This is a genomic window from Burkholderia sp. HI2761 (genome assembly GCF_002223355.1).
Lineage (GTDB): Bacteria > Pseudomonadota > Gammaproteobacteria > Burkholderiales > Burkholderiaceae > Burkholderia.
Window position 1 is genome coordinate 716,803 of sequence record NZ_NKFN01000007.1, and the last position, 24,590, is coordinate 741,392.

The 24,590-nt window shown below is 65.7% G+C and carries 21 protein-coding genes and 1 pseudogene; 14 read left to right on the forward strand and 8 right to left on the reverse strand.

Going from position 1 to position 24,590, the window contains the following annotated elements:
* Nucleotides 1–137: 137 nt before the first annotated feature.
* The 3 genes from CFB46_RS20755 to CFB46_RS20765 all read right to left on the reverse strand — a co-directional run bounded on the left by CFB46_RS20755 (nucleotide 138) and on the right by CFB46_RS20765 (nucleotide 3,395).
* Nucleotides 138–995, reverse strand: coding sequence for an ion transporter (locus CFB46_RS20755; RefSeq protein ID WP_089501089.1), 858 nt, complete (start codon nucleotides 993–995; stop codon nucleotides 138–140).
* Between the two features lie 272 nt (nucleotides 996–1,267).
* Entirely contained in the window at nucleotides 1,268–2,077 is an 810-nt protein-coding gene (locus CFB46_RS20760) for a TlpA family protein disulfide reductase (protein WP_089501090.1), read from the reverse strand.
* Nucleotides 2,078–2,375: 298 nt separating this feature from the next.
* Nucleotides 2,376–3,395, reverse strand: a complete 1,020-nt coding sequence (locus CFB46_RS20765) for a hypothetical protein (protein ID WP_089501091.1) — start codon at nucleotides 3,393–3,395, stop codon at nucleotides 2,376–2,378.
* 194 nt (nucleotides 3,396–3,589) lie between these two features.
* Here CFB46_RS20765 and CFB46_RS20770 point away from each other — a divergent pair, with 194 nt between their 5' ends.
* A complete protein-coding gene (locus CFB46_RS20770; RefSeq protein ID WP_089501092.1) occupies nucleotides 3,590–4,315 on the forward strand; it encodes a class I SAM-dependent methyltransferase in 726 nt (241 codons plus the stop codon).
* Between the two features lie 294 nt (nucleotides 4,316–4,609).
* On the opposite strand, the gene CFB46_RS20775 is transcribed toward CFB46_RS20770, so the two are convergent.
* Nucleotides 4,610–5,647, reverse strand: a complete 1,038-nt coding sequence (locus CFB46_RS20775; protein WP_089501093.1) for an aldo/keto reductase — start codon at nucleotides 5,645–5,647, stop codon at nucleotides 4,610–4,612.
* A 128-nt stretch (nucleotides 5,648–5,775) separates the two neighbouring features.
* Here CFB46_RS20775 and CFB46_RS20780 point away from each other — a divergent pair, with 128 nt between their 5' ends.
* From CFB46_RS20780 to CFB46_RS20790, 3 genes are all read left to right on the forward strand, one after another.
* Entirely contained in the window at nucleotides 5,776–6,657 is an 882-nt protein-coding gene (locus tag CFB46_RS20780) for a LysR family transcriptional regulator (protein ID WP_089501094.1), read from the forward strand.
* A 178-nt stretch (nucleotides 6,658–6,835) separates the two neighbouring features.
* Nucleotides 6,836–7,135, forward strand: coding sequence for an ArsR/SmtB family transcription factor (locus CFB46_RS20785; protein ID WP_089501095.1), 300 nt, complete (start codon nucleotides 6,836–6,838; stop codon nucleotides 7,133–7,135).
* Between the two features lie 20 nt (nucleotides 7,136–7,155).
* Complete coding sequence (locus CFB46_RS20790) at nucleotides 7,156–8,508, forward strand: pyridoxal phosphate-dependent decarboxylase family protein (RefSeq protein ID WP_089501096.1); 1,353 nt, start codon at nucleotides 7,156–7,158, stop codon at nucleotides 8,506–8,508.
* A gap of 3 nt (nucleotides 8,509–8,511) precedes the next feature.
* Here the strand turns inward: CFB46_RS20790 and CFB46_RS20795 are convergent, their stop codons facing one another.
* Entirely contained in the window at nucleotides 8,512–9,435 is a 924-nt protein-coding gene (locus tag CFB46_RS20795; protein ID WP_089501097.1) for a LysR family transcriptional regulator, read from the reverse strand.
* A gap of 143 nt (nucleotides 9,436–9,578) precedes the next feature.
* Between CFB46_RS20795 and CFB46_RS20800 the strand changes: the two genes are divergently transcribed.
* The 8 genes and pseudogenes from CFB46_RS20800 (at nucleotide 9,579) to CFB46_RS20835 (ending at nucleotide 21,121) form a co-directional block, all read left to right on the forward strand.
* Nucleotides 9,579–10,802 (forward strand): Zn-dependent hydrolase, encoded by a 1,224-nt coding sequence (locus CFB46_RS20800; RefSeq protein ID WP_089501098.1) that lies wholly within the window; start codon nucleotides 9,579–9,581, stop codon nucleotides 10,800–10,802.
* 120 nt (nucleotides 10,803–10,922) lie between these two features.
* Nucleotides 10,923–11,390: a cupin domain-containing protein gene (locus tag CFB46_RS20805; RefSeq protein WP_089501099.1), complete on the forward strand. Its 468-nt coding sequence runs from the start codon at nucleotides 10,923–10,925 to the stop codon at nucleotides 11,388–11,390.
* 696 nt (nucleotides 11,391–12,086) lie between these two features.
* A complete protein-coding gene (locus CFB46_RS20810; protein WP_089501100.1) occupies nucleotides 12,087–13,577 on the forward strand; it encodes an ISNCY family transposase in 1,491 nt (496 codons plus the stop codon).
* A gap of 333 nt (nucleotides 13,578–13,910) precedes the next feature.
* Nucleotides 13,911–16,373, forward strand: a complete 2,463-nt coding sequence (locus CFB46_RS20815; RefSeq protein WP_089501101.1) for a GH92 family glycosyl hydrolase — start codon at nucleotides 13,911–13,913, stop codon at nucleotides 16,371–16,373.
* 97 nt (nucleotides 16,374–16,470) lie between these two features.
* Nucleotides 16,471–19,135, forward strand: a pseudogene (locus CFB46_RS20820) (GH92 family glycosyl hydrolase).
* Between the two features lie 341 nt (nucleotides 19,136–19,476).
* A complete protein-coding gene (locus CFB46_RS20825; RefSeq protein ID WP_089501102.1) occupies nucleotides 19,477–19,695 on the forward strand; it encodes an AbrB/MazE/SpoVT family DNA-binding domain-containing protein in 219 nt (72 codons plus the stop codon).
* Nucleotides 19,695–20,114, forward strand: a complete 420-nt coding sequence (locus CFB46_RS20830; protein ID WP_089501103.1) for a PIN domain-containing protein — start codon at nucleotides 19,695–19,697, stop codon at nucleotides 20,112–20,114. Before CFB46_RS20825 ends, CFB46_RS20830 begins: the two co-directional genes overlap by 1 nt.
* 185 nt (nucleotides 20,115–20,299) lie before the next feature.
* A complete protein-coding gene (locus tag CFB46_RS20835; protein WP_089501104.1) occupies nucleotides 20,300–21,121 on the forward strand; it encodes an SDR family NAD(P)-dependent oxidoreductase in 822 nt (273 codons plus the stop codon).
* Between the two features lie 71 nt (nucleotides 21,122–21,192).
* On the opposite strand, the gene surE is transcribed toward CFB46_RS20835, so the two are convergent.
* From surE to CFB46_RS20850, 3 genes are all read right to left on the reverse strand, one after another.
* Nucleotides 21,193–21,972: a 5'/3'-nucleotidase SurE gene (surE, locus tag CFB46_RS20840; protein ID WP_089501105.1), complete on the reverse strand. Its 780-nt coding sequence runs from the start codon at nucleotides 21,970–21,972 to the stop codon at nucleotides 21,193–21,195.
* Nucleotides 21,973–22,161: 189 nt separating this feature from the next.
* Nucleotides 22,162–22,464 carry an AzlD family protein gene (locus CFB46_RS20845; RefSeq protein ID WP_373558201.1) on the reverse strand — a complete coding sequence of 101 codons (303 nt, stop codon included), beginning with the start codon at nucleotides 22,462–22,464 and terminating at the stop codon, nucleotides 22,162–22,164.
* Nucleotides 22,454–23,191, reverse strand: a complete 738-nt coding sequence (locus CFB46_RS20850) for an AzlC family ABC transporter permease (protein WP_089501106.1) — start codon at nucleotides 23,189–23,191, stop codon at nucleotides 22,454–22,456. The genes CFB46_RS20845 and CFB46_RS20850 overlap by 11 nt, the downstream gene beginning before the upstream one ends.
* A 126-nt stretch (nucleotides 23,192–23,317) precedes the next feature.
* Between CFB46_RS20850 and CFB46_RS20855 the strand changes: the two genes are divergently transcribed.
* Entirely contained in the window at nucleotides 23,318–23,776 is a 459-nt protein-coding gene (locus CFB46_RS20855) for an Lrp/AsnC family transcriptional regulator (RefSeq protein ID WP_006486309.1), read from the forward strand.
* A gap of 204 nt (nucleotides 23,777–23,980) precedes the next feature.
* Nucleotides 23,981–24,550, forward strand: a complete 570-nt coding sequence (locus CFB46_RS20860; protein WP_027782113.1) for a hypothetical protein — start codon at nucleotides 23,981–23,983, stop codon at nucleotides 24,548–24,550.
* Nucleotides 24,551–24,590 lie beyond the last annotated feature (40 nt).

Sequence of the window (24,590 nt, forward strand, 5' to 3'; positions counted from 1 at the left end):
CGGCGTGCGATGAGCGAGGTGGGACATCCTGTCGATGCGGTCGTCCGAAGTGAATCGGACGCCGGGATGCCGGCACTCGTGCGGCGCACGCCGGGACGGCGTTCGTTGTCGTTGATGAAATCCGGACGCGGTGGCGATTACCGTTCCGGTGCGTGATGGGTGGTCGTGGCGGCCGATTCGCCGTGTTTCACTGCGCGTGCGCCGCAATGCGGGCAGATCGCCGCATCGGAGTCGCCGCCGGCTGCCGCTTGTTGCGACCGTCCGCGTTCGAGCGCGGACGCCACGAGTTCGGCGCCCATGATGCCGGTCGGGAACGCGATGATGCCGTAACCGAGCAGGATCGCACACGACGTGATCAGCCGGCCGAGCGGCGTGACGGGCGTGAGGTCGCCGTAGCCGGTCGTGCTCATCGTGACGGCCGCCCAGTAGACGCCCACCGGAATGCTCGTGATGCCGTGCTCCGGCCCTTCGACGAGAAAGATGACCGTGCCGAGGATCACGACGATCACGAACATGCCGCCGATGAACACGAAGATCTTGCGCCGGGCGCGTGTGAGCGCGCGGATCAGCATCTGGCCTTCTTCCAGGTAGATCGCCAGCCCGAGGATGCGGAACACGCGCAGCAGCCTCAGCAGGCGCACGTCGATCAGCGCATGCAGGCCCGGAAAGAAGAACGCGAGATAGGTCGGCAGGATCGACACGAGATCGACGATGCCGAAGAAGCTGCGCGCGTAGGCGGCCGGCTTGCGCGCCGTGAACAGCCGCACCGCGTATTCGACGGTGAACAGCAGCGTAAACGCCCATTCGGCCGCGTACAGCGCCTTTCCGTAATGCGCGTGCAATTCCTGGACGCTGTCCGCCATCACGACGAAGACGCTGGCGACGATGAGCGCCAGCACCACGATGTCGAGCTTGCGGAGGAACGAAGGGCGGCGCGCGCGCTGCGTGACGGCATCGCGCGCGGCGTCGAAGGAGGTTTGGATCAGCGAAATCATGCGCCCGAGTTTACGGACGGCGCGCCGCAGGGACTATCGGACGTGTCTGATTCCGACGCCGCGCGCGCCGCCGTGCCGGCCCCGGCTTACGCGTGCAGCGCTTCCACCTGCCGGCGGGCGTTGTCCAGTCCGGTTCCGATGCCGTGGGCTTCATGTCGGGGCCTTCTTTCGGATGGACAAATTCGGCGCCCGCGATGTCCATCATCCCGAGCACGGTTCGCCGGCAGGACGTGACCGTATCCGATCCCGGCCGACGTGCACGCTGCCGCGCGTTACCGACCGAAGCGTTGCGTCACGGTGTCCTTCAGCCGCGCGGCGGTCAATTCGCCCATGTGCGATTCGACGAGTTCGCCTTTCGCGTTGAAGAACAGCGTGGTCGGCAGCCCGCGCGAACCGTACGCGTGCATTGCATGCAGCGAAGGATCGAGCAGCACGTGATCGAAGCGCAGGCCCTGCTGTTCGAGGAATGCGCGCACCACCTGCGCATTTTCGCCCTGGCTGAGCATCAGCACCGTGATGTCCGGATGATCGCGCTGCGCCTGTTCGAGGATCGGCATCTCGCGGCGGCACGGCGCGCACCAAGTCGCCCACAGGTTCACGACCACCGGCTTGCCGGCAAAACCTTGCGGCAACACCGGCGTCGAATCGAGCGCTTCGAGCTGCATCGCGGCGAAGGGCGGCGCGGTGCGTTGCAACGTCGCCAGCGTGCCCTGCGCGATGCCCCAGGCGGCGACGCCCGCGACCATGCCGGCCAGCACGGGGCGACGCAGCGCGGGCAACCGGCGCAGCCGCCAGCCGGCGAACACGAGCGCGGCCGCGAGGCCGATGCACCAGTCGAAGCCACCGTCGCCGAGCGCGACGATCGAGCGAGGCGCGGCCGCATAGTCGCGCCACCATTGCGCGACATAACCGATGCGCGCGGCAATGAGCCCGAGAAGCAGCACGTCGAGGATCAGGCTCGACGCCGTCTTGTGATGTCCGTCGGGCGGGCGGCGCTGGATGAAGCGCGCGACGAGCCACGCCAGCAGTGCGGCGACGGCTACCGCCACGACACGGATCGAGAAGGGACCGATGCTCAGCATGAAAAGAGAAGGTGGGACGTGATCGAGCGGGACAGGAGACGGGATTGTCGGCCGCGGCGATGAAGCCGTCGACGGGTGTGCGGCGATTCGACTCGTTGGGGCGCACGCGGGTTCCCTTCGCGAACGTAACGGCGTGTTGCGAATTCGACGGGGCCGGTTGGATCAGGACTGCATCGCTTTCGTGCCGACGTGCAGCGAATCGGGCTGGCCTGATGGCCAGTCGCGTCCGAACGAGGAGACGCTGCGATGCAGACGCCGGAAAACGGCATCCACTGTCGTGGCGTCGGCTTTGTGCATATCATTGGCCGCTGCCGCTGCCGCTGCCGCTGCCGGGTACTGCACCACCAAGCCGATAGGCCGTGAAGAACTCATACCATGGCGAACCTTCCGCGACCGGTACGCCGAGCGCCGACGTACGCCGCTTCAGCGCGCCGAACACGTCGTTGATGCGCGCGGTCTGCCCGGCGTCGTTGAACGGATAAGGCCGAGACCGGCCTGCCGCGAATGCGCCATACGCGATCGCGAGCAGACGCGCGCGGTCGTCGGTCGCGGCAATCGATCCGTTGATCGCTTCGGCAAAGCGCGGCCGGTCTTCGACGCGCGATTCGGACAGGCACAGGAACACGATGGCCGACAGTTCGTGCAGGTCGCTCACCCGCAGCAGCACCGGCAGCCGCGCGACGATCTGCTCCACTGGCGCTTCACGCAGCGCATCGCCGAAGTCGAGCACGGCGGTCATCGGATTCGTGTCTGCTTTCAAGCGATCAAGTGCCGGCGGTGCGGCCGACGTGCCGTCTGGCAACGACGGCGGTGCGGACCGCAACGCGTCGGCCACCTGCTGCGTCCATTCCGGAAAGATCATCCGCACGTTGCCGAACTGCTCGCCACCTTCCGCCGCCGGATTCCACCGGTAGACGATCGTGCCGCCGCGAATGAACGGCGAATACAGGTGCTCGGGCGTTTGCGGCAGCGGGCGCCGGTTGATCGGCAGCCACGCGAGCGTGAGCCAGTCGTAGCGACCCGTCGCGGGCACGGCAGGGCTCGAACTCGCGACGACCTGCCACGTGCCGCGATTCGCATAGCGGCGGCGCGCGTCGGGTACCGCGACGGTCTTGCCTTTCGCTGTGTCGAAATACGTCGTGCCTGTCACGTTCGCGCCGCTGTCCGCGGCCGGCGTGATGGTGGAGATGACCCACGACGCGCCGTCCGCCGAGCGGTAGTCGGACAGCTTCAGCGTCGCCACGTCGTGCACCATGCGCGTTTGCGCCGCGACGGGGCTTGGCGGGGCATCGGCGGGCGCGGCGAAGATACTCGGCATGGGCTTTCCTCGGAATCGGGTGCGCATCGCCGAGCGTGGGCGATGCGCGGCGGCGCGGGTGGTGTTCTCGTAACTGTAGAACGTCGTGACCTGAAACGGAAACTGGCCGAATGGGGTAATCGGTGCACGTTGCGCGCCGCTTCGGCTTACCATGCGCATCCAGAGCCAACGATGCATACCGGGCGGGAGCACGCATGACCGACACGAAAGCCATTGCCGAACACTGGGCGCAAGTAGCCGACCAATGGATCGGCTGGGCCGGCAAGCCGGGCCACGATGCGTTCTGGAAATATCGCGCGGGGCTTGCGGCCTACATCGGTCGGGGCACCGGCGCCGCGCTGGAGATCGGCTGCGGCGAAGGCCGCGTGAGCCGGGAGCTGAAGGCACTCGGCTACGACGTGACCGCGAGCGACGCGGTGCCCGCGATGCTCGATGCCGCGCGTCACGCGGATTCCGCGCATCGCTATCAACTGGCCGACGCGTCCGCGCTGCCGTTCGATGCGGCCAGCTTCGATCTCGTGATGGCGTACAACGTGCTGATGGATCTCGACGACATGCAGGCCGCGTTGAACGAGGCGCGCCGCGTGCTGAAGCCGGACGGCACGCTGTTCATCTCGCTCGTGCATCCATTCCGCGATCGCGGCGGCTTCGCGGGGCCGCAAGCCGATGCGCCGTTCGTGCTGACGGGCAGCTATTTCGGGCGCGAGCGCTTCGACGGCGTGGAAACGCGCGACGGGCTGTCGATGCATTTCGCGGGCTGGTCGCTGCCGTTGCAGGCGTATATGGAAGCGCTGGAAGCGGCCGGGTTCGCGATCGTGTCGCTGCGCGAGCCGCCGCCGGATCATGCCGATACGGATCAATTGAAGCAGTGGGCGCGTGTGCCGCTGTTTTTGTGGATCAAGGCGCGGCCGGTGGAGTGAGTGGACCGTCGGTCGTCCAGGGTTCGCACGGACATTACGCCCTCCGCAAGACTAGTCACCATTTCGACACCCATTTACACCCATTAATCCACCTCAAGAGAAATGGGTGTAAATGGGGGGCAGTGGTTCATGTTTGTGTCCTTGGGGATACAAAAATCAATCAAATGGACGATTTCGTGTCCTTCAGGCTACCAAGGCTGTGATGGCGTACAACGTGCAACGGCGTGGAGTGCGCGACGACTTGTCGATGCATTTCGCGGGCATGCCGACGTAGCGCGATCGCGCCGTCCCCACTTACCCCCGCATCGGCGGATTGAGCCGCGCGAACGCCTCCTGCCGGCGATACGGGAAGTACGGATACGGCGCTGCCACCGCGCTCGCCGCATCGAGCTTCGCGACCTGCGCATCGGTCAGCGCCCAGCCGACCGCGCCGAGGTTCTGCCGCAACTGTTCCTCGTTGCGCGCGCCGACGATCACCGACGACACGGTCGGTCGCTGCAGCAGCCAGTTCAGCGCAATCTGCGCCACCGTCTTGCCGGTTTTCTCCGCGATCGCGTCGAGCGCATCGACCACGTCGTACAGGCGTTCGTCGTCGACCGGCGGCCCGTAGCTGGCCGTTTCATGCAGGCGGCTGCCTTCGGGCAGCGGCGCATTGCGCCGAATCTTGCCGGTGAGCCGGCCCCAGCCCAGCGGGCTCCACACGAGTGCCCCGAGGCCCTGGTCGGCGCCGAGCGGCATCAGGTCCCACTCGTAGTCGCGGCCGACGAGCGAGTAGTAGACCTGATTAGCCACGTAGCGCGACCAGCCGTGCCGGTCGGCCGCCGCAAGCGACTTCATGATCTGCCAGCCTGCGAAATTCGACACGCCGATATAGCGGAGCTTGCCTGCACGCACCAGATCGTCGAGCGCCGACATCACTTCCTCGACCGGCGTGCCCGCATCGAACGCGTGCAGTTGCAGCAGGTCGATGTAGTCGGTGTCGAGGCGGCGCAGCGCGTCGTCGACGGCGCGCACCAGCCGCGCGCGCGACGTGCCCGCGTCGTTCGGGCCGTCGCCGGTCGGCAGGCCCGTCTTGGTCGAGATCAGCACCTGGTCGCGGCGCCCCTTGAGCGCGGCGCCGAGCACGCGCTCGGACGCGCCGTCGGAGTACACGTCCGCCGTGTCGAACAGATTGACGCCGGCTTCGAGGCAGATGTCGATCAGGCGGCGTGCTTCGTCGACGCCGGTATTGCCCCATGCGCCGAACAGCGGCCCGGTGCCGCCGAAGGTACCGGCGCCGAAGCTCAGGACGGGGACCTTGAGGCCGGAGCGGCCGAGCGTACGGTATTCCATATGCGTTTCCTTTCGTCGTATGACCGGGTGCGGGACCGCATGTCGATCGTCAGGCAGCCAATGTACCGTTTGCGACTTTTCCTGATAATCAGGAAGATGTCGAAAATATCCTTCGGAAGGAGCGAACAATGCTGCTCGACAACCTCGCGCTGTTCGTGCGCATCGTGGAGAAGGGTGGGCTGGCCGCGGCGGGCCGTGAGGTCGGCCTGTCGCCGGCCACGGTGTCCGAGCGGTTGACGGCGCTCGAACGTCACTACGGCGCGGCGCTGCTCACGCGTACGACGCGCGCGATCAGCCTGACCGACGAGGGGCGTACGCTGGTGGACGGTGCGCGACGCCTGCTGGCCGAGGCCGACGAACTCGAAAGCCGGGTGCGGCTGGGTGTACAGACGCTGTCGGGGCCGGTGCGGCTCAGTGCGCCGGCCGATCTCGGGCGCGAGCGTGTCGTGCCCGTCGTCGATGCGTTCCTGGCCGAACATCCGGGCGTCACGGTCGACCTGCATCTCGGCGACGGCTACGTCGATCTCGTCGGACAGGGGCTCGATTTCGCGATCCGTCGTGGCACGCTCGCGGACAGTTCGCTGCGCAGCCGTTCACTCGGCCGGGCGCGGCGCGTGGTGTGTGCGTCGCCAGCGTATCTCGCCGTGCATGGCAGGCCAATGCACCCGGACGATCTCGCCCTGCACGACTGCATCGTGATGCGCTTCGGTCAGGAGCTGTATGCCGAATGGCCGTTCAGCATCGATGGCGCGTTGAAGCGCGTGGTGGTGCGCGGGCGGCGCGTCGCCAACGACGGGGCGCTCGTGCGCGCGTGGTGCATCGCGGGGCACGGCGTCGCGCTGAAGTCGCTGGTCGACGTCGAGCAGGATCTGGCGTCGGGCGCGCTCGTCGAGGTGCTCGGCGCGTTCTCGCCGGGCGACGTCGATCTGCAGATCGTCTATCCGGCGAGTGTCGCGCAGCCGCGGCGCGTGCGGGCGTTGATCGATAGCCTCGCGCAGGCGCTGGCGTAAAAGCGCGTTGCCCCGCATTGCCTGCGAGACGTTGCGACGCCGATCCTGCTGCGATTGCATCGAATGTGCGATGGTGCGCAACGGGGCGCGGCATCTCAGCCCGAAACCGCCGTTCAAACCCATTGCCCACATTTCGTCATTTAGCTAATATTCAAAACGTCAAACGAAACCGGCCCCCATGGACGACGTCACCCGCATCAGCGCACTGGCCAACGAAAGCCGTCTGGCCGTGCTGCGCTGGCTCAAGCAGCCGCGCAAGCATTTCCCGCCGCAGCCGCACGGCGATGTCGATGAACTCGGCGTGTGCTGCACGTACATCACCGAGAAGCTCGGCATCGCGCCGGCCACGACCACGCGCCACATGCGCATCCTCGCGGTTGCCGGGCTCGTGCAGGCGACCCGCGTCGGCAAGTTCACGTACTACAAGCGGATCGACGGCGCGCTGCAGCGGCTCGGCCGCGATCTCTCGCAACTCTGACTCTCACCGAGGCAACCGACATGGACGAACTTGCACTGCTGGCCGACGCCGACCGACGCGCGCATGCGTATCTCGCTGCAACGAACGAGCGGCGTGCGTTTCCCGACGCGGCCGCGCTGGCCGGTCTCGCCGCATTCGACGAACCGCTGCCCGATGTGGGCCGTCCGGCCGACGACGTGCTCCGCCTGCTGGACGAGCGCGGCACGCCCGCGACGGTCGCATCGAACGGCCCGAACTACTTCGGCTTCGTGATCGGCGCGACGCTGCCGGCCGCGGCGGCGGCTGAGCGGCTGATGCTCGCGTGGGACCAGTGCGCGTCGTCGTATGCGAATTCGCCGGTGGCGGCGACGCTCGAGCGCCAGGCTGCGCGTTGGGTCGTCGATGCGCTCGGGCTGCCCGAAGGCAGCGCGGTCGGTTTCGGCACGAGCGCGACGGCCTGTACGCTCGTCGCGCTGGTGGCCGCGCGGCGCGCGCTGCTCGCGCGCAAGGGCTGGGATATCGACGAGGATGGGCTGACCGGCGCGCCGGAAGTGAAAGTCGTGATCTCCGCGCTCGCGCACATCACGGTGAAGAAGGCACTGCGCGTGCTCGGCTTCGGGATGAAGCGCATCGTCGTCGCGCCGGTCGATACGCATGGCCGGATCGACCCGGCGCAGTTGCCGCCGCTCGACGACATGACCATCTTCTGCGTGCAGGCCGGCGAAGTGAACACCGGCGAATTCGATCCGTTCGCGGCATTGATTCCGCCCGCGAAGGCGGCCGGCGCGTGGGTGCACGTGGACGGCGCGTTCGGGTTGTGGGCACGCGCGTCGTCGAAGCGCGCGCTGACGGACGGCGTCGATGGCGCCGACAGCTGGACGACCGACGGGCACAAATGGCTCAACACGCCGTACGACGGCGCGATGGTGATCTGCCGCGATGCGGCCGCGCTCGCGACCGCGATGAACAGCGACGCCGTCTACCTGAGCGGCGCGCACGATGCGCAGAAGAATCTGAATCTCGAATTCTCGCGACGCGCGCGCGGCATTCCCGTGTGGGCTGCGCTGCGCTCGCTCGGCCGCGCCGGCGTGGCGACGATGGTCGAGCGGCATTGCGCGCAGGCGGCGCGTGTCGCGGACGGCCTGCGTGCCACCGGCTACGACGTGCTGAACCGTGTCGTGCTGAACCAGGTGCTCGTGCGCGCCGGCACCGACGAGGAAACGGCGGCGATCGTCGAAGCGGCGCAGGCGTCGGGTGACGTGTGGTTCGGCACGACCGTGTGGCAGGGGCGGCCGGCGTTCCGGATCAGCGTGTCGTCGTGGCGCACGGAAGACGCGCACATCGATCGCCTCGTCGCGTTGCTGACGGCGTTGCGCGGCGCGCACGTGCGCTGACGATCAACATTCACCGTCGTCCTTGCCGGCGACGGTTGCGGATGCCGTCTTCAGGCATTCGATGAAATGCAGCGCGGCCGGCGTCAGCAACGCATGCCGCCGCATCACGATCGCGACCGTCAAGGCCGGCAGCGGCTCGACGAGATTCAATGCGACGATTGCGCGCGACTTGTGCTCGACGTCGGCGAGCGGCCGGGCGAATACGCCGAGCGCATCCGTCTGCGACACGAGCCCCAGCGTCGCGGCAAACGACGGGCAGTGGATCACCCGCTTCGGCACGTCGATGCTAAACGGCGTGAAGATCGAGCGGACCAGATCGTCCCCGCCTTCTCCGTAGCGCGGCACGCACCATCGAGCTTCGGTCAGCTCACGCAACGAGCGTGCGCGTACGAGCCGATGCCGGTTTCTTGCCACGACCGCGAACGCCGTCCGGAACAACGGAATGCTGGCGAATTCGTCGGTGTCCGGCATCGCGTTCGACAGTTGATGCGTGACGATGAAATCGAGCGAGCCGTCGCGCAGCCGCGCGAGATCCGTCGCGGTCAGCGCATCGTCGACGTTCACGGTCGCGTCGGGCAGTTCGCGCGCGAATGCATCGAACGCACGCGGCAGGATGGTCAGCGCGACGGTCGGGCTGACCGCGATCGATACCGATCCGGTCGTGCCCAGCCGCAACTGCTCGATCTCGTCGCGCGTGCGCTGAATCTCCTCGACGATCAGCCGCGCGCGAATCGCGAACGCACTGCCGTAGTCGGTCAGTGCGATCCCCTTGACGCTGCGCATGACGAGCGGCACGCCCAACTCGAGTTCGAGTTCGCGCACGGTGCTGCTGACGGCCGGTTGTGTGACGCCGAGCGCGCGGGCCGCGCCACGGATGGTTCGATGCTCGGCGACCGCGAGAAAGGCATCGAGCTGCTTGAGTTTCATGGGCGAACGACCGATCGGGAAGGAAGCGCGGGGTTCCGGGCGGAACACCGGATGACAAGGAAAAGTTATCGTCTGCAACGAAATATTGGATTTTTCTTGTCGGATCGAGTGTATATGCTCGGTGCTTTTCAGGAGCGGCCACGATGATTCTCGTTAACCAGCAAAGGCTGTGGGATTCGCTGATGGACATGGCGACGATCGGCGCGACCGCGCACGGCGGCAGCTGCCGGCTCGCGCTGAGCGACGACGACGTGCTGGGCCGGCGCCGCTTCATCCGCTGGTGCGAGGAAGCCGGTTGCACCATCCGCATCGATCCGATCGGCAACATGTTCGCGCGCCGGCCGGGCACGCAGCCCGACGCGCCGGCCGTGATGTGCGGCAGTCATCTCGATACGCAGCCGCTCGGCGGTCGTTTCGACGGCGTCTACGGCGTGCTCGCCGGCCTCGAGGCGATTCGCACGCTGAACGAGCGCGGCATCGCGACCCGGCACCCGATCGACGTCGTGGCATGGACCAATGAAGAGGGTTCGCGTTTCACGCCGGGCATGATGGGCTCGGCCGTCTATGCCGGCACGCTGGATCTCGAAACCGCACTGGCCCGGCCGTGCATGCAGACGGGCGTGTTGCTCGGCCACGAACTCGAGCGCACCGGCTTCGCCGGCCCCGAGCGCGAACGACAGATGCCGAAAGCCTATTTCGAAGCGCATATCGAACAGGGGCCGGTGCTGGAGCAGGCAGGCGTGCCGATCGGCGTCGTGACCGGCGTGCAAGGCATCTACGAACTCGACGTCACGGTGACGGGCTTCGAATCGCATGCCGGCACGACGCCGATGAGCGTGCGCCGCGACGCGATGGGCGCGGCTGCTGCGATGATCGCCGCGATCGTCGAGCACGGTCATGGCTTCGATGCCGATGCGCGTGTCACCGTGGGGCATGTCGCGTGCCAGCCGAACTCACCGAGCACGATACCCGGCAAGGTCAGGTTCAGCGTCGACGTGCGCCACCCGTCGCGGCCGGCGCTGCAACAGCTCATCGCCGACATCGAGGCGATCTGCCTGCAACGCACTGCGTTGCGCGCCACGAGCGTGCAGGTGCAGACCATCGCCGAATACGAGCCGGTGGTGTTCGATGCCGAGTGCGTCGCGCGCGTGCGGCAGGCGACGGCTGCCGCCGGTTATCCGTATCTGGAGATGTGCAGCGGCGCGGGACACGACGCGGTGAACCTGTCGTATGTCGCGCCGGCTGCGATGGTGTTCGTGCCGTGCAAGGCCGGACTGAGCCACAACGAGGCGGAAGATGCCGATCCGGTGCACCTCGCGCAAGGCGCGTCGGTGCTCGCGAACCTGCTGGCCGATTGCGCGCGCTAGCCGCGCGGCATGGCGGTGCCCGGCGCACCGTTGCAGGCGTGAAAATGTCGGACAATAGCCGCTACGCGCGCCGCGCGGGCGGCGCGTTCAACCGATGCAGTCACGCCAACGAGAGCCCCCATGTCGATCACTCCTCCCCGGGAATTGCTGAAGGCTGCCGATATCGCGAAGATGGAACCGACGCGCGCGGTGCATTCGCTCAATCCCAATGCCGTCCGACTCAAAAGACCGCTCAGTGACCTGACCGGCCTGACGCAGTTCGGCTTCCACCTGCTCACGCTGATGCCCGGCCACGAATCGGCCGAATACCACCGTCACCTGTACGAGGAAGAATGCGTGTACGTGCTGTCCGGCACGGGCACGGTCACGATCGGAGAATGCCCTTACGACGTCGGGCCCGGCGATTTCCTGGGCTTCGCGCGCGGCGGCGAAGCGCATACGCTGCAGAACACGGGCGACGTGCCGCTCGAACTGATCGTCGCCGGGCAGCGGCTCGAGCACGACGTGTGCGAATACCCGAGAATCGGCAAGCGGCTTTATGTGGCCGGGGAACTCGAAGAGTTTGTCGATTTGCCGAAGCAGTGCTGATCCGATCCGCGATGCCTTAAGCAGGTTGCAAGTAACCGCGCCCAGCGATCGCCGGGCTAACCAGTGGTGACGATCTTCGCTACCCCGTTTTCGCTGGCGTCACGAGTTCGTGTGACTGGCCTGCATCAACGCCAAAGTGGTCGTATCCGAGCCGCTTCCGGAAATCCGACGACCCGCCCGGGGCGACGTGTATCTTGGGTTTGTCCGAAATTTGTACACATTTTTCGGACATTTCCCTGGCTGCGGTGGCTGGACATCGCTCGTCACGGCACGCATCACTTTGATGCCGTCCGTGGGGATGCTCAATGCCTTGCGGCGTGACGGGAATGGTCTTCCGCGAGATACCCTCTCTGGTCCATGTATTAGCGAGTGTGGAGCGAGTCGAGTCAGCGGTTAATGCTTGATTGCGATATGGGAGTCGATTCCGGAAGCAGCGCAGGTAGCGACTTGGTTCGCTCGCATTTGTTTCATCGCTCCGTTGCAAAACTGCCACGTCAATCGCAGTAATCCTCATGCTATGTGTGAAACATAAACATCGAGTGAAAGTATTTGGAACGTTATTTGTTTACATAAACGAAATAAAAATTCGTAAAAACTGTAGTAGCTTTTTAGAAATGTCGTGTTCTAGCTATTTAGAAATGTCGCGTTTAGACCTCGGTAAGCTTGCCGGCTCCCCGTCAGATCATGGAGCCGGCGATGCACCGAACAGCTCTGGTGACATTGAACATGCGAGAACTCGACCGTCTGAAGGTAATCCAGGCCGTGGTGGATTTGGGCCTGAAGCCTGGCCGCGCGGCCGAACGCCTGGGCTTGACGGTCCGGCAGATCGAGCGGCTGGTGATTCGATACCGAGAGTCTGGCGCGGTGGGCCTGACCTCGCGCAAGCGTGGCGGTCCTGGCAACCGGCGGCTGGATGCGGAGTTGGTCCAGCGGGCCCTGATGATCATCCGGGATCGCTACGCCGATTTCGGGCCGACACTGGCGTGCGAGAAGCTCCGGGAATGCCACGGCATCCAGCTCGCCAAGGAAACGGTACGGCGGCTGATGACGGAAGCTGGTTTGTGGGTGCCACGCCGGCAACGACCGCCGAAGGTCTATCAGCCACGGGCACGGCGGGCGTGCCTGGGTGAACTGATCCAGATCGATGGCAGCGACCATCGGTGGTTCGAGGAACGGGCGCCGGCCTGCACGCTGCTGGTGTACGTCGACGATGCGACGAGCCGGTTGATGATGCTGCACTTCACGCAGACCGAATCGACCTTCAGCTACTTCGAGGCGACGCGAGCGTATATCGAGTGTCATGGCAAACCGGGGGCGTTCTATAGCGACAAGTACAGCGTGTTCCGCAATACAAGGCCGGGCAAGACTGGCAATCGGCTGACGCACTTCGGCCGCGCGATGTACGAGCTGAACATCGACACGTTTTGCGCAAACAGCAGTCCGGCCAAGGGGCGAGTCGAGCGAGCACATCTGACGTTGCAGGATCGCTTGGTCAAGGAGATGCGGCTGCGCGGGATCAACACGGTGGCCGACGCCAACGCTTATGCGCCCTCCTTCATGGCTGCTTACAACGCACGTTTTGCGAAGCCGCCGAAGAGCGACTTCAATGCACACCGACCGCTGCGCGCCGACGAGAATCTCGACTTGGTGATGACGTGGCGCGAGCCGCGGAAAGTCACGAAATCGCTCACGGTGCAGTACGACCGAGTGATGTATTTGCTGGACGATACGCCGGGGAATCGGAAGCTGATCGATCGAACGATCGAGGTTTGGGAGTACCCGGACGGGCGCATCGAACTCCGAACAGAGGGACGCATGTTGCCCTGCAGACAGTACGACCGGCTGGCCGAGATCGATCAAGCTGCTGTTGTCGAACACAAGCGCCTGAGTCACGTGCTCCAGGTTGCGCAGACGATCCAGGCGCAGCGCGATAACAGTCGAATCGGTAAGGCTCCGTCCCGAACGAATCGGGGCGACTCATCCAAGACGAATCGCAACGCCTCCCGGCCGGATAAAAAGAAGCAGCGTGAAATCACGCAGGCCGATGTAGAGAAAGTGATCGTGGATCTCGCCGAACGCAGACAGGTCCAACAGCCCGCGCGCAAACCTGGTCGTCGGTCTGCGAGGGGCAGTGACGCAAGCGCAAGCACCCTGCCCGTTCAGGATCAGCTCTTCGACACTGCGTGATCTAGAAGCCCATGAGAGACAAATTCTGAACCCCTAAAAACACGACATTTCTAAATAGCTGCCGCCACGACATCTTGAAATGGCTATGACAAAAACACGGGGTAGAGAAATCGCGTTTATTTGGGCACGCTTGTGCTCATTGTCCGCTCCTGGGCGTGGGTATTTGAACATGCAGGGCGTCTTTTTCCAGACACCTGAATGCGGAAATAAATACACGCACCCGGGATTTTCGACCGATTGGCCGGGCAAGCAACAAGTCACGAAAAGATTCCTGGTTTAAAACTCAGTAGTTCGAATCAATGGCTTGATTGAAGAACGATACGGAGACAGGCGATGTCGAGGAACTGGGGGGTGGGAACGGCGCTGCTGGCGTTGTGCGTGGCCGTGACGTCGTGCGGCGGCGATGCGGATTCGCCATTGCCATCGGCGGCTGCCGCGGCAGCAAACATGTCCGCAGCCGCACAGGCGCAGGGCAACGACAACAGCAGCGGTAACGACAACAGCGATGGCAACGGCGCACCGAAGAAGAACGCGGACATCCGCGTCGTCCAGTACGTCAATCCGTTGATCGGCACCGACTACGCCACCGATCAGCCGGCCGACCCGGTCGGCTCAGGGCTGGGCGGCGGCACGTTCCCGGGGCCGACGGTCCCGTTCGGGATGATGCAATGGAGCCCGATGACGCCGACCGCGCAATACGACAGCCGCAAGGGCGACGGCTCCGGTTTCTCCGGCGGCTACTGGTACGGCGACACGTCGATCGACGCATTCAGCATCCTGCACCTGAGCGGCACGGGCTGCTGGGCGAACGGCGGCTACCTGAACGTGATGCCGCAGCTTGCGCCTGGCGACGCCGGCACGCCGGCCAGCTTCAGCCACGCAAACGAAACCGCGCAGGCCGGCTATTACGGCGTCACGCTCGGCAACGGCATCAAGGCCGAGCTGACCACCACGCTGCGCACCGGCTTCGCCCGCTTCACGTATCCGGCGCTCGCACAGGGCCAGCAGGCGACGATCGCGCTCGATCCCACCGTGCAGAACAACCGCTCGCAGGGCTCGACGGCGGATACGGTGACGCAGGTCGGCGACCGCGCGCTGTCCGGCACGATCGCGGGCAGCGGCTTCTGCTGGGCCGGGCATGCGGTGCCCGTCTACTACTACGCGGAATTCAGCCAGCCGTTCGCGGCGAAGCCGACGCTGGCCGCCAATCGTCCGCTCGCCGTCACGTTCGCGGTCGACAAGCAGCACCCGGCGGTGATGATGAAGCTCGGCATCTCGTTCGTCAGCGAAGCGAATGCGAAGGCGAACCTCGATGCGGAAAATCCGGGCGCCGCCGCGCATGGCCGCGCCGGCTGGAATTTCGACAAGGTGCGCCACGCGGCGAGCGCCGCATGGAACGCGCGCCTGAACGCGATCCAGGTGACGGGTGGCAGCGACGCCGACAAGACGAAGTTCTACACCGCGCTGTATCACGCGTCGCTGCACCCGAACGTGTTCAACGACGTGAACGGCCAGTATCCGGATTTCTACACGTCGAACGGCACATCGACCGCGCCGACGCGTCAGGTCGAACGGGGCCGCACGATGTATGCGAACTTCTCCGGCTGGGACATCGACCGCTCGTTCATGCAGCTCCAGGCCCTGCTCGATCCGGTGCGGACCAGCGACATCGTGCAGTCGCTCGTGCTCGATGCGACCGCATGTGGCGCGTTCCCGCGCTGGGCGTACTTCAATACGGAGACGGCCGTGATGCCGGGCGATGCGGGTTCGATCGTCGCCGCGAACGCGTATGCGTTCGGCGCGACGAACTTCGACACGCAGCGCGCGCTGGCGATCATGAAACGCAGCACGGCGCCGGGCGCCGCGTGCGCGGGCACGCCGGTGATGGGTAGCCGCGCGGACTACGACCGGCTCGGCTATGTGCCGTCGTCGGGCAACGGCGACAACCAGACCGCGTCGAACACGCTCGAATACGCGCTGCGCGATTTCGCGGTGTCGCGCTTTGCGACGGCGCTCGGCGATACCGCGACGGCCGGCACGCTGCTGAAGTCGAGCGGCAACTGGCGGAATCTGTTCGATCAGGGCGCGATTCAGCCGAAGACGTCGGCCGGCGCGTGGGTCGTCGACGGCTCCGGTTTCATGGAAGGCAACTCGGAGCAATACACGTGGTACGTGCCGCACGATCTCGCCGGCGTGGTCGCGCAGGCAGGCGGCGCCGCGTCGGTCGTCAAGCGGCTCGATACGTTCTTCACGCATCTGAACATCGGCACCGTGCAGCCGTATTTCTATGTCGGCAACGAAGTGACGATGGCCGTGCCGTGGGCCTATGCGTGGGCCGGCGCGCCGTCCCGTACGCAGCAGGTGCTGCACGCGTCGCTCGCGAACGAGTTCGGCACCGGCGCGGCGGGGCTGCCCGGCAACGACGATCTCGGCGCGATCTCGGGCTGGTACGTATGGACCGCGCTCGGCCTGTATCCGGTCGTGCCGGGCGTGAGCGGCGTCGCGGTGTCGAGCCCGCAGTTCGAGAAGATCGACGTGCGCGTCGGGCAGATGGACGGCAGCTATCGTCTGCTGCGGATCGCCGCGCCAGGCGCGGGCTCTGCCGACACCGCGTCGTTCTACGTCAAGTCGCTGAAGCTGAACGGCGCATCCTGGCCGACCGCCTGGTTGCCGCTCGACAGGATTGCGAAGGGCGGCGCGCTGTCGTACGCGATGACGGCGGATGCGGCCGCAACCACATGGGGCACCGACGCGTCCGCGATGCCGTCGTTCCCGGTAGCGACCCAAACCCGTTGATGAAAGGCGAAACACATCGAAAGAGTGGTGCAGGCGGAGGCGGTTCAACGAGCGGTTCTTGCCAACAGGATCGACGCGGAGAGAGGGGGACGAACGAATGAAGCTACGTCACGTGGTGGGTATCGGGTGCCTTGCCGTGCTGTCGGGTTGCGGGGGCGATCAGGGTTCGACGGATGCGAGCGTGCTGGCGCAGGTGTCGGGCGCGGCCGGACCAGGATCGTCGCAGGGCGACCAGAATGACCAGGGCGATCAGAACGATCAGGGCGGCGACGGTGGCTCGGGCAAGCGGTCGGTGCTGCGCAGCGTCGATCCGATGATCGGCACCGCGAATCTCGACATCAACGCGGACTGGAGCAGCGGCGTGCGCGGCCACGGGCACGTCTACCCCGGTGCGACCGTGCCATTCGGCATGGTCCAGCTCGGGCCGGACACGACCGGCGGCGCGCATACGTTGCCGTGGAACTGGGATCGCACGTCGGGCTATCAGTACGACGATCCGTTCATCACCGGCTTCACGCATACGCACCTGTCGGGCACCGGCATCGGCTCCGGCGGCGAAGTGCGGTTCCTGCCGACGCTCGCGCCGGTGGACAAGGCAACGCTGGCCAAGGTCGCCGCCGACACGTCGATCACGTACGACGCATCGTTCAGCCACGGCGACGAAAGCGCGAGCCCCGGCTACTACCGCGTGCGGATGTCGCCCACCGGCAGCGGCAACGCCGTGGAACGTGCAGGGCGCGAAGATCCTCGCCGAAATGACGGCCACCACGCACGCGGGCGTGCACCGCTACACGTATTTCCCGAGCGCGGCGACCCAGAAGCGCAGCATGATCGTGAGCATCGACAAGCCGATCGGCGGCTCGACCGCCAGCGGCAAGATCCAGGTCATCGATGCGCAGACGATCGCCGGATGGGAGATCACGAACAACTGGGCGAACAACAAGCCGACGTACTTCGTCGCGCGTTTCTCGAAGCCGTTCGATACGAAGAATGTCGCGTTCAGCGCGGACGGCTACACGGCCTACGTGACGTTCGCCGCCGACGGCAACGATGCCGGCGGCGCGGTCACGGTGAAGGTCGGCATCTCGCCGTCGAGCATCGCGGATGCGCAAGCGAATCTCGCGTCGGAAGTCGGCGCGAAGACATTCGACCAGGTGCGCGGCTCGGCCGAGCGCGTGTGGACCGCCGCGCTCGACCGGGTCCGGATCAAGGGCGGCAGCGCCGACCAGCGGACGATGTTCTACACGTCGCTGTATCGCACGATGCTCGCGCCGACGGTCTACAACAACGCGGACGGCAGCTACGTCGGCACGGATTCGATCAACAACGGCGCGACATCGCCGCCCACGACGAGCAAGCATGCGAATCCGGGTTTCGACTATTCGTCGACGTTCTCGCTGTGGGATACCTTCCGCGCCGAGTCGCCGTTGATGACGCTGGTGCAGCCCGAGCGTGTCGACGGCTGGGTCAAGTCGCTGCTGACGCAGTTCAGGCAGAACGGCAAGGGCGAACTGCCGGTGTGGCCGCTCGCGCAAACGGAAACCTTCACGATGGCCGGCCACCCGTCGATCCCGATGATCGCGGATGCGTATCTGAAGCACCTGACGAGCGCGGGCATCGACGACATCTGGACCGCATTGACGACGACCCAAAGCGCGAGCGCGCACGGCTTCGACCAGTATCGTCAGAGCGGCCATGTGTTCGCCGGCGACAACGCTTCCGTGTCGACGACGCAGGATTACGCGTTCGACGACTGGGCGACGGCCGCGGTCGGCAAGGCGGCCGGCAAGAGCACGGCCGACTACCGGCCTTACCTGCAACGGAGCCAGAATTACCGGAACGTCTTCAACCCGGTGCCGAACAACGGCTGGAAGTTCGCGCAGCCGAAGGACGGGCAGGGCAACTGGGTGGCCGGCTTCGATCCGACGGCCGCCGAGAAGACGGACTTCTCCGAATCGAATTCATGGGTCGATACGTGGAACATCTTCCACGACTTTCCGGGGCTCGTTGCGTTGCTGGGCGGCAAGAGCCAGTTCATCGCGCAACTCGACCGCACGTTCGATCCGGCCAACCCGCTGACCTTTCTCGACAACCAGGGCTTTCCGGACCTGACCGGCCGCAGCGGCCAGTTCTTCGCGGGGAACGAGCCGGCGAACCACCTGCCGTACCTGTACGACGTCGCGGGCATGCCGTCGAAGACGCAGGACCGGGTTCGCACGGTGATGGACGACATGTACTCGCTGACGCTGACGGCCGGCGACCGTGCATTGCTGAGCGGCGACAGCCTGAAGGCCGCGCTGAACGATCCGCGGCGCGTGCGGAACGCGGCGATTCCCGGCAACGACGATTGCGGCCAGTTGTCCGCGTGGTACGTGCTGTCCGCGCTCGGCATCTATTCGCTCAATCCGGTGGGCGGCGTGTTTTACCTCGGCACGCCGCTGTTCGAGGAAGCGACGGTCGACATCCCGGTCGCGTCCGGCGGCGGGCGCGGCAATGCAATGAAGTTCGGCGCGTCGCGGCGCTTCACGGTGACCGCGCATACGGCCAGCGGCGGCGCACCGTCGTCGGTCAATCGCTATGTTCAGTCGGTCAGCCTGAACGGCACGCCGCTGCACCGGCCCTACATCACCTATGACGAGATGAAGGCCGGCGGCAAGCTCGATTTCGTGATGGGCTCGACGCCGAACGATGCATGGGTCGGCCAGTGGAACGGCCAGGATCCCAACAGTGCGCTCGCGCCGGCGCTGGCGTTGACCAACTAGTCGGCAGAGACGCCGTAACAAGGTCGCCTTGATTCCGGCAGTACGCCGAGCCAGGCGAGATGACGGGCAGCAGAACAAGGCGGCCGCTACCTGTACGGGGAACGTCCACGGCAACTGGCCGCAGGCCAAGTGTCGATACCATCGCGCCGTTCGCGCTCAACTAATGCGGCTTCGCTATTTGGGGGGCGTATCAAGTTGACTGAGTCGCCGTCACTCGGGCTCCGAGCGGGGCGGTCAGCAGCGGCTTCACGCCTTGGCCGGTTTGCCTGTCGCTCGCCACTACCGCGTATTGCGAATAGGGGCAAAATGCCTTACAATTAATTGAAAAGTAAGGAGATATCATGTTCGAAGCCACACTTACTAGCAAGGGGCAACTTACATTGCCGGCCGGCATCCGGCATGCGCTTGGCCTCGCCGCAGGCGTGCGGATTGTCTTTACGCCACTGGATGACGGTACGGTCATTTTGCGCGCCAAAACCCGCAACCTGCTTGATTTGCAGGGTGCCCTACCGTCGATCACAAGTGTGCCAATCGATGCCATGCGGATAGGCGACGCTTGATGCCCAGTCTTGATACAAACATTCTGGTGCGTTGGTTGACCAATGACGACGTTGACCAAGTCGCGCATGTCCGTGAGCTGTTTGCCGCTTTGGCTGGGCAAGCGGACGCATTCTACATACCGGTAACCGTAATGCTCGAACTCGAATGGGTTCTGCGATCGCGCTATAAATTCGACCGCCAGCAGATACTGACTGCACTCACGGCACTGCTCGAGACGCGGGAACTGAGTTTTGAAGCGGAGGGGGCGCTTGAACGTGCGGTGCACATGTATCGCGAGCATGGCGGGGATTTCGCAGACTGCCTGCACGTCGGTCAGGCTAGTGCAGCTGGTCGGGCACCTCTACTCACGTTCGACGAGCGTGCTGCACGGTTGCCTGGCGCCGAAATTCTTGGTGCGGGGCGAGCGCAGTTGCTGTGAGTCTTGCAGGATTGCGGTGATGTCGGCCGTACGTCGCTTAGAGCCGCAATAGGCAGAGCGGGTTCTACTAGAGCGTCCCTTTAGGTCCTTCGTGGATGTGATCTTGTCGTTGTCGCTATCACGTTCGTGTCCAGTTGCGTCGTCGCGCTTATGATGCGGGAACGCCACTAACTGGGTTCCACGCCATGGACGCGCCGCTCCCGCCGATGTCTGCCCCGATGGCCGAAACGACACCTGAAACCGAAGCCGCCGGCGAGCCGCGCGTGGCGCGCGTGCACCGGCCGGTCGCGCTTGTCACTGGCTCGACGTCGGGGATCGGCGCGGCCGTCGCGCGTCGCCTGGCAGCCGACGGCTACGCGGTGATCCTGCATTCGCGCCGCTCAGCCGATACTGGGCGTGCAATGGCACGCGAATTCGGTGGCGCTTATGTGCAGGCCGATCTCGCCGACGATGGCGAGCGCGTGCGGTTGATCCGTGATGCGCTCGCGGTGTACGGGCGCCTCGACGTGCTCGTCAACAACGCCGGCGTCAGCCGCGTGATTCCGCATGACGACCTCGCGGCGGCTACGCCCGACGTGTGGCGCGAGATGCACGAAATCAACGTGATCGCGCCGTTCCGGCTGGTCGCCGAAGCGGAGGCCGCGCTGCGCGAGTCGGCGTCGCACGGACGGGCCGGGTGTGTCGTGAACGTCAGCTCGCATGCGGGCGTGCGCCCGAAGGGCGCGTCGATTCCGTATGCGGCCGCGAAGGCCGCGCTCAATCACATGACGCGGCTGCTCGCCCGCACGCTCGCGCCGGCAATTCGCGTCAACGCGGTCGCGCCGGGGCTCGTCGATACGCCGCTGACCGCCGACTGGACGAAGGCGCAGCAGCTCTGGCGCGAGCGCGCGCCGATGCGTCGCGAAGCGACGCCGGACGATATCGCGCAGACGGTCGCGATGCTCGTCGCGTCCGATTACGTGACGGGCGAGATCGTGATGCTCGACGGCGGGTTGAACCTGACGTGACGGGGTGACACGGTGAACCGGCGGCGCGCGCATCGTATGCGCAACCGCCGGGCTCGTTAAGGCGAGATCGGTCAGCCGAGGTTCGACCGCAGCCGCGCGAGCGCCTGATCGTGCGTGCGCTCGAACTTCAGCGGTGTGATCGCGATATACCCTTCGCCCAGCGCGACCGTTTCCGAATTCGCATCGTCGTCGCGCGGTGCCCGCGCGAGCTTCAACCAGTGATAGTCGATCTCGCGCGGATCGCGCCCCGACACGATCTCGACGCCTTGGAGCGTGCCGGCGCCCTGGCTCGTCACCTTCAGGCCGCGCACGTCCTCGGCCGGTCGCGCCGGGAAATTCACGTTGAGGCATGCATCGCTGTCCCAGCCGGCGGCGACGAGCCGGCGGATGACGTCCGGCGCATGCGCGAGCGCGGTGCCCCACGGCACCGCGTTGCGATCGGCGAATGCCTGGCTCAGCGCGATGGCCGGCACGCCGACCAGCATGCTCGTCATCGCCGCCCCGACCGTGCCGGAAAACACCGTTTCGGTGCCGAGGTTCGCGCCGCGATTCACGCCGGACAGCACGACGTCGGGCCGCGCACCCTTCATCAGGTGGCTGACCGCGATCGCGACGCAATCGCCGGGCGTGCCGCGCACCGCGAAGCGGCGTTCGCCCTTGCGATGCACGCGCAGTGGCTCGTGCAGGCTCAGCGAATGCGACGTGCCGCTCTGGTCTTCGGCCGGCGCGACGATCCACACTTCGCGTGCGAGTTGCGTGGCGACCTGTTCGAGCACTTCAAGGCCGGGAGCGTCGAATCCGTCGTCGTTGGTGAGCAGGACACGGTCGAACAGCGGGCGGGTTTCTTGCATCGGGACGATCCTCGCGGAGGGCAATGAGAGGGAGTGCGGCGTGGCGCAAGCCACAAGGCTAGCACTCCGGCGCGAGGATCGTCGTGTCGCGCCCCGGGGTGCCGGTCGGCGCGGACGTGAAAACGGGCGCATCGCGCGCCCGTTCGTCGTGTCGTGGAATGTGTCGCCGGTGTGGTCGGCCGGAAGCGCTCAGCCGAGCAGATGCCGCAGCAAGCCGGCCGACACGACGCCGATGATGACGGTCGGCAGGATCGATAGGCGCGTCGCCGCGACCAGCGTGATGGCGAGCGCGAGCAGATCGGCCGGGCGCGTCGACACGAACGCCGGCGCGATCACCGAAATCAGCACGCAACCCGGCACGTTCTCCATCACGGACGCCATCCGCGGGCTCAGCGTGCGGTTGCGCAGCAGCACGTAGCCGAGCACGCGCGACAGATAGGTCGTCGACGCCATCAGCACGATGGTCGCGACCGTCGAGAAATCAGGCAGCATCGCGCGGCTCCCACAGCAGCGCGGCGACCAGCCCCGCGCACGCGCCGGCCGCGACGTACCACGCGCCCGGCACGGCCAGGTGCGTGGCCGCCGCGACGACGAGGCTCACGAACCACGGACGGCTCGCGCGCATGCCCTTCCACATTCCGCGCAGCAGCACCAGAAACACGGCCGTAAACGCCATGTCGAAGCCGTACTGCTCGACGCTGCCGATCGTCGGGCCAATTGCCGCGCCGAGCGTCGTCATCGAGGTCCACGTCAGGTACAGCCCGGAACAGATGCCCGCGTAATAGGGGACGCTGATGTGCGTGGCCGAGCGCGAGCGCGCATCGGCGAGCGACATGGCCCAGCTTTCGTCGCACATGAAGAACAGCGCGGCGAACGCACGGCGGCGCGGCAGGCGCCGGAGGTACGGCGCGAATGCGGCGCCCATCAGGATGTGGCGCGAATTCACGAGGAACGACATCGCGACGATCAGCGCGATGTGCGGCGGCGACGTCCACAGATGGATCGCCGCGAACTCGGAGCCGCCGCCGAAGTTCAGGCCCGTCATCATCGGCACCTCGAACAGGCTCAGCCCCTTTTGCGCGGCCTGCGCGCCTAGCAGCAGCGCGAACGGCACGAAACCCAGCATGACGGGCAGCGCCGCGCGCAATCCGCGACTCATCTCGGCGATATGGGCGGGCTTGTCGCGAAGCCCGGACGACGTTGAAACGCTACTGCTCATTACTCCTCCTTCGGGGGGAGGGATTGTCTGCTTTTTTGACTCGAATCGGGTTGCGTTGTGGCCATAAGTTTCGGAGAATTTGGCATTGAACGCGTGATTTGCTGATTTTTTGGAATTCAATGCCAAATGAAACTTGACGCCATCGACCGGCGGATCCTGAGCGCACTCCAGCGCGACGGCCGCATGCAGAACGTGGAACTCGCGCACGAGGTCGGGCTGTCGCCGTCGCCGTGCCTGCGGCGCGTGCGGCTGCTCGAGGAAGCTGGCGTGATCGAGAAATACGTGGCCGTGCTGAACCCGGCGAAGGTCGGCAAGGGGCTGACGATCTTCACGCGCGTGTGGCTGAAGGGGCAGGACGCGGAATCCGTAAACCGCTTCGCCGAGGCCGTCCAGCAGATGCCGGAAGTCGTCGAGTGTCACCTGATGGCGGGCGACTGCGATTTCCTGCTGCGCGTCGTCGCGGCCGACATCGACGATTACCGGCGCTTCCAGATGGAATACCTCACGCGCATTCCGGGCGTGCTCAGCGTGAAGACCGACATTCCGATGCAGAAGGTCAAGCTCACGTCGGCGCTGCCGACCTGACGCGACGCGGGCGCGCGATGACGAGTCGACGAACAGTCACGACCCGGTGACGATCGCCCGCTAAACTGGCGAATCATGCCGCCTCGAACGTATTGTCCGTTTCGTCGTGCGACGTTCGATGCGCAAGCAACTAACGGTCAATATCGGCTGATCGCGCGGGCGGCGTGCGCCGGTGCGGATGCGTTTCTTCTTGTCGAGCCAATCATGCAGCCATTCAACGATCCGTGGAATTCGCTGGAAATCGTCAAGCTCACGCTGGGCGTGCTGACGCCGTTGTCGGTCGCGTGCCTCGGCTGGCTCGTCGCGCGCCGGCTGAAGCGGCTCGAACTCGTGCAGTGGACCAACCAGCGGCTGATCGAGAAGCGGCTCGCGCTGTACGATGCGGTCGCGCCGCAACTCAATGCGCTGCTGTGCTTCTACACGTGGATCGGCTACTGGAAGGACATCTCGCCGGACGACGTGATCCGCGCGAAGCGCGAGCTCGATCGCACGTTCCACATCTATCGCTACCTGTTCGACGACGACGTGTACGATGCGTATCACACGTACATCCACGCGCTGTTCGACATGCACACGGGCCCGGGCCGCGACGCGCGGATCCGCTCGCTGATCCAGGCACCCGACGGCGACCGGAGCGTGCACGGTTCGTATGAATGGAAGCCGGCGTGGTCCGAGCGTTTCGCCACCGCGAATGTCGTGCCCAGGGACGACGTGCTGCGGCATTACACGCAACTGATGGAACGGCTGCGCGTGGCGCTGGGCGCGACGCGCTGAAGTGCCGGCGAAGGCCGGCTGATGCGTGTCCGGGTTTCGG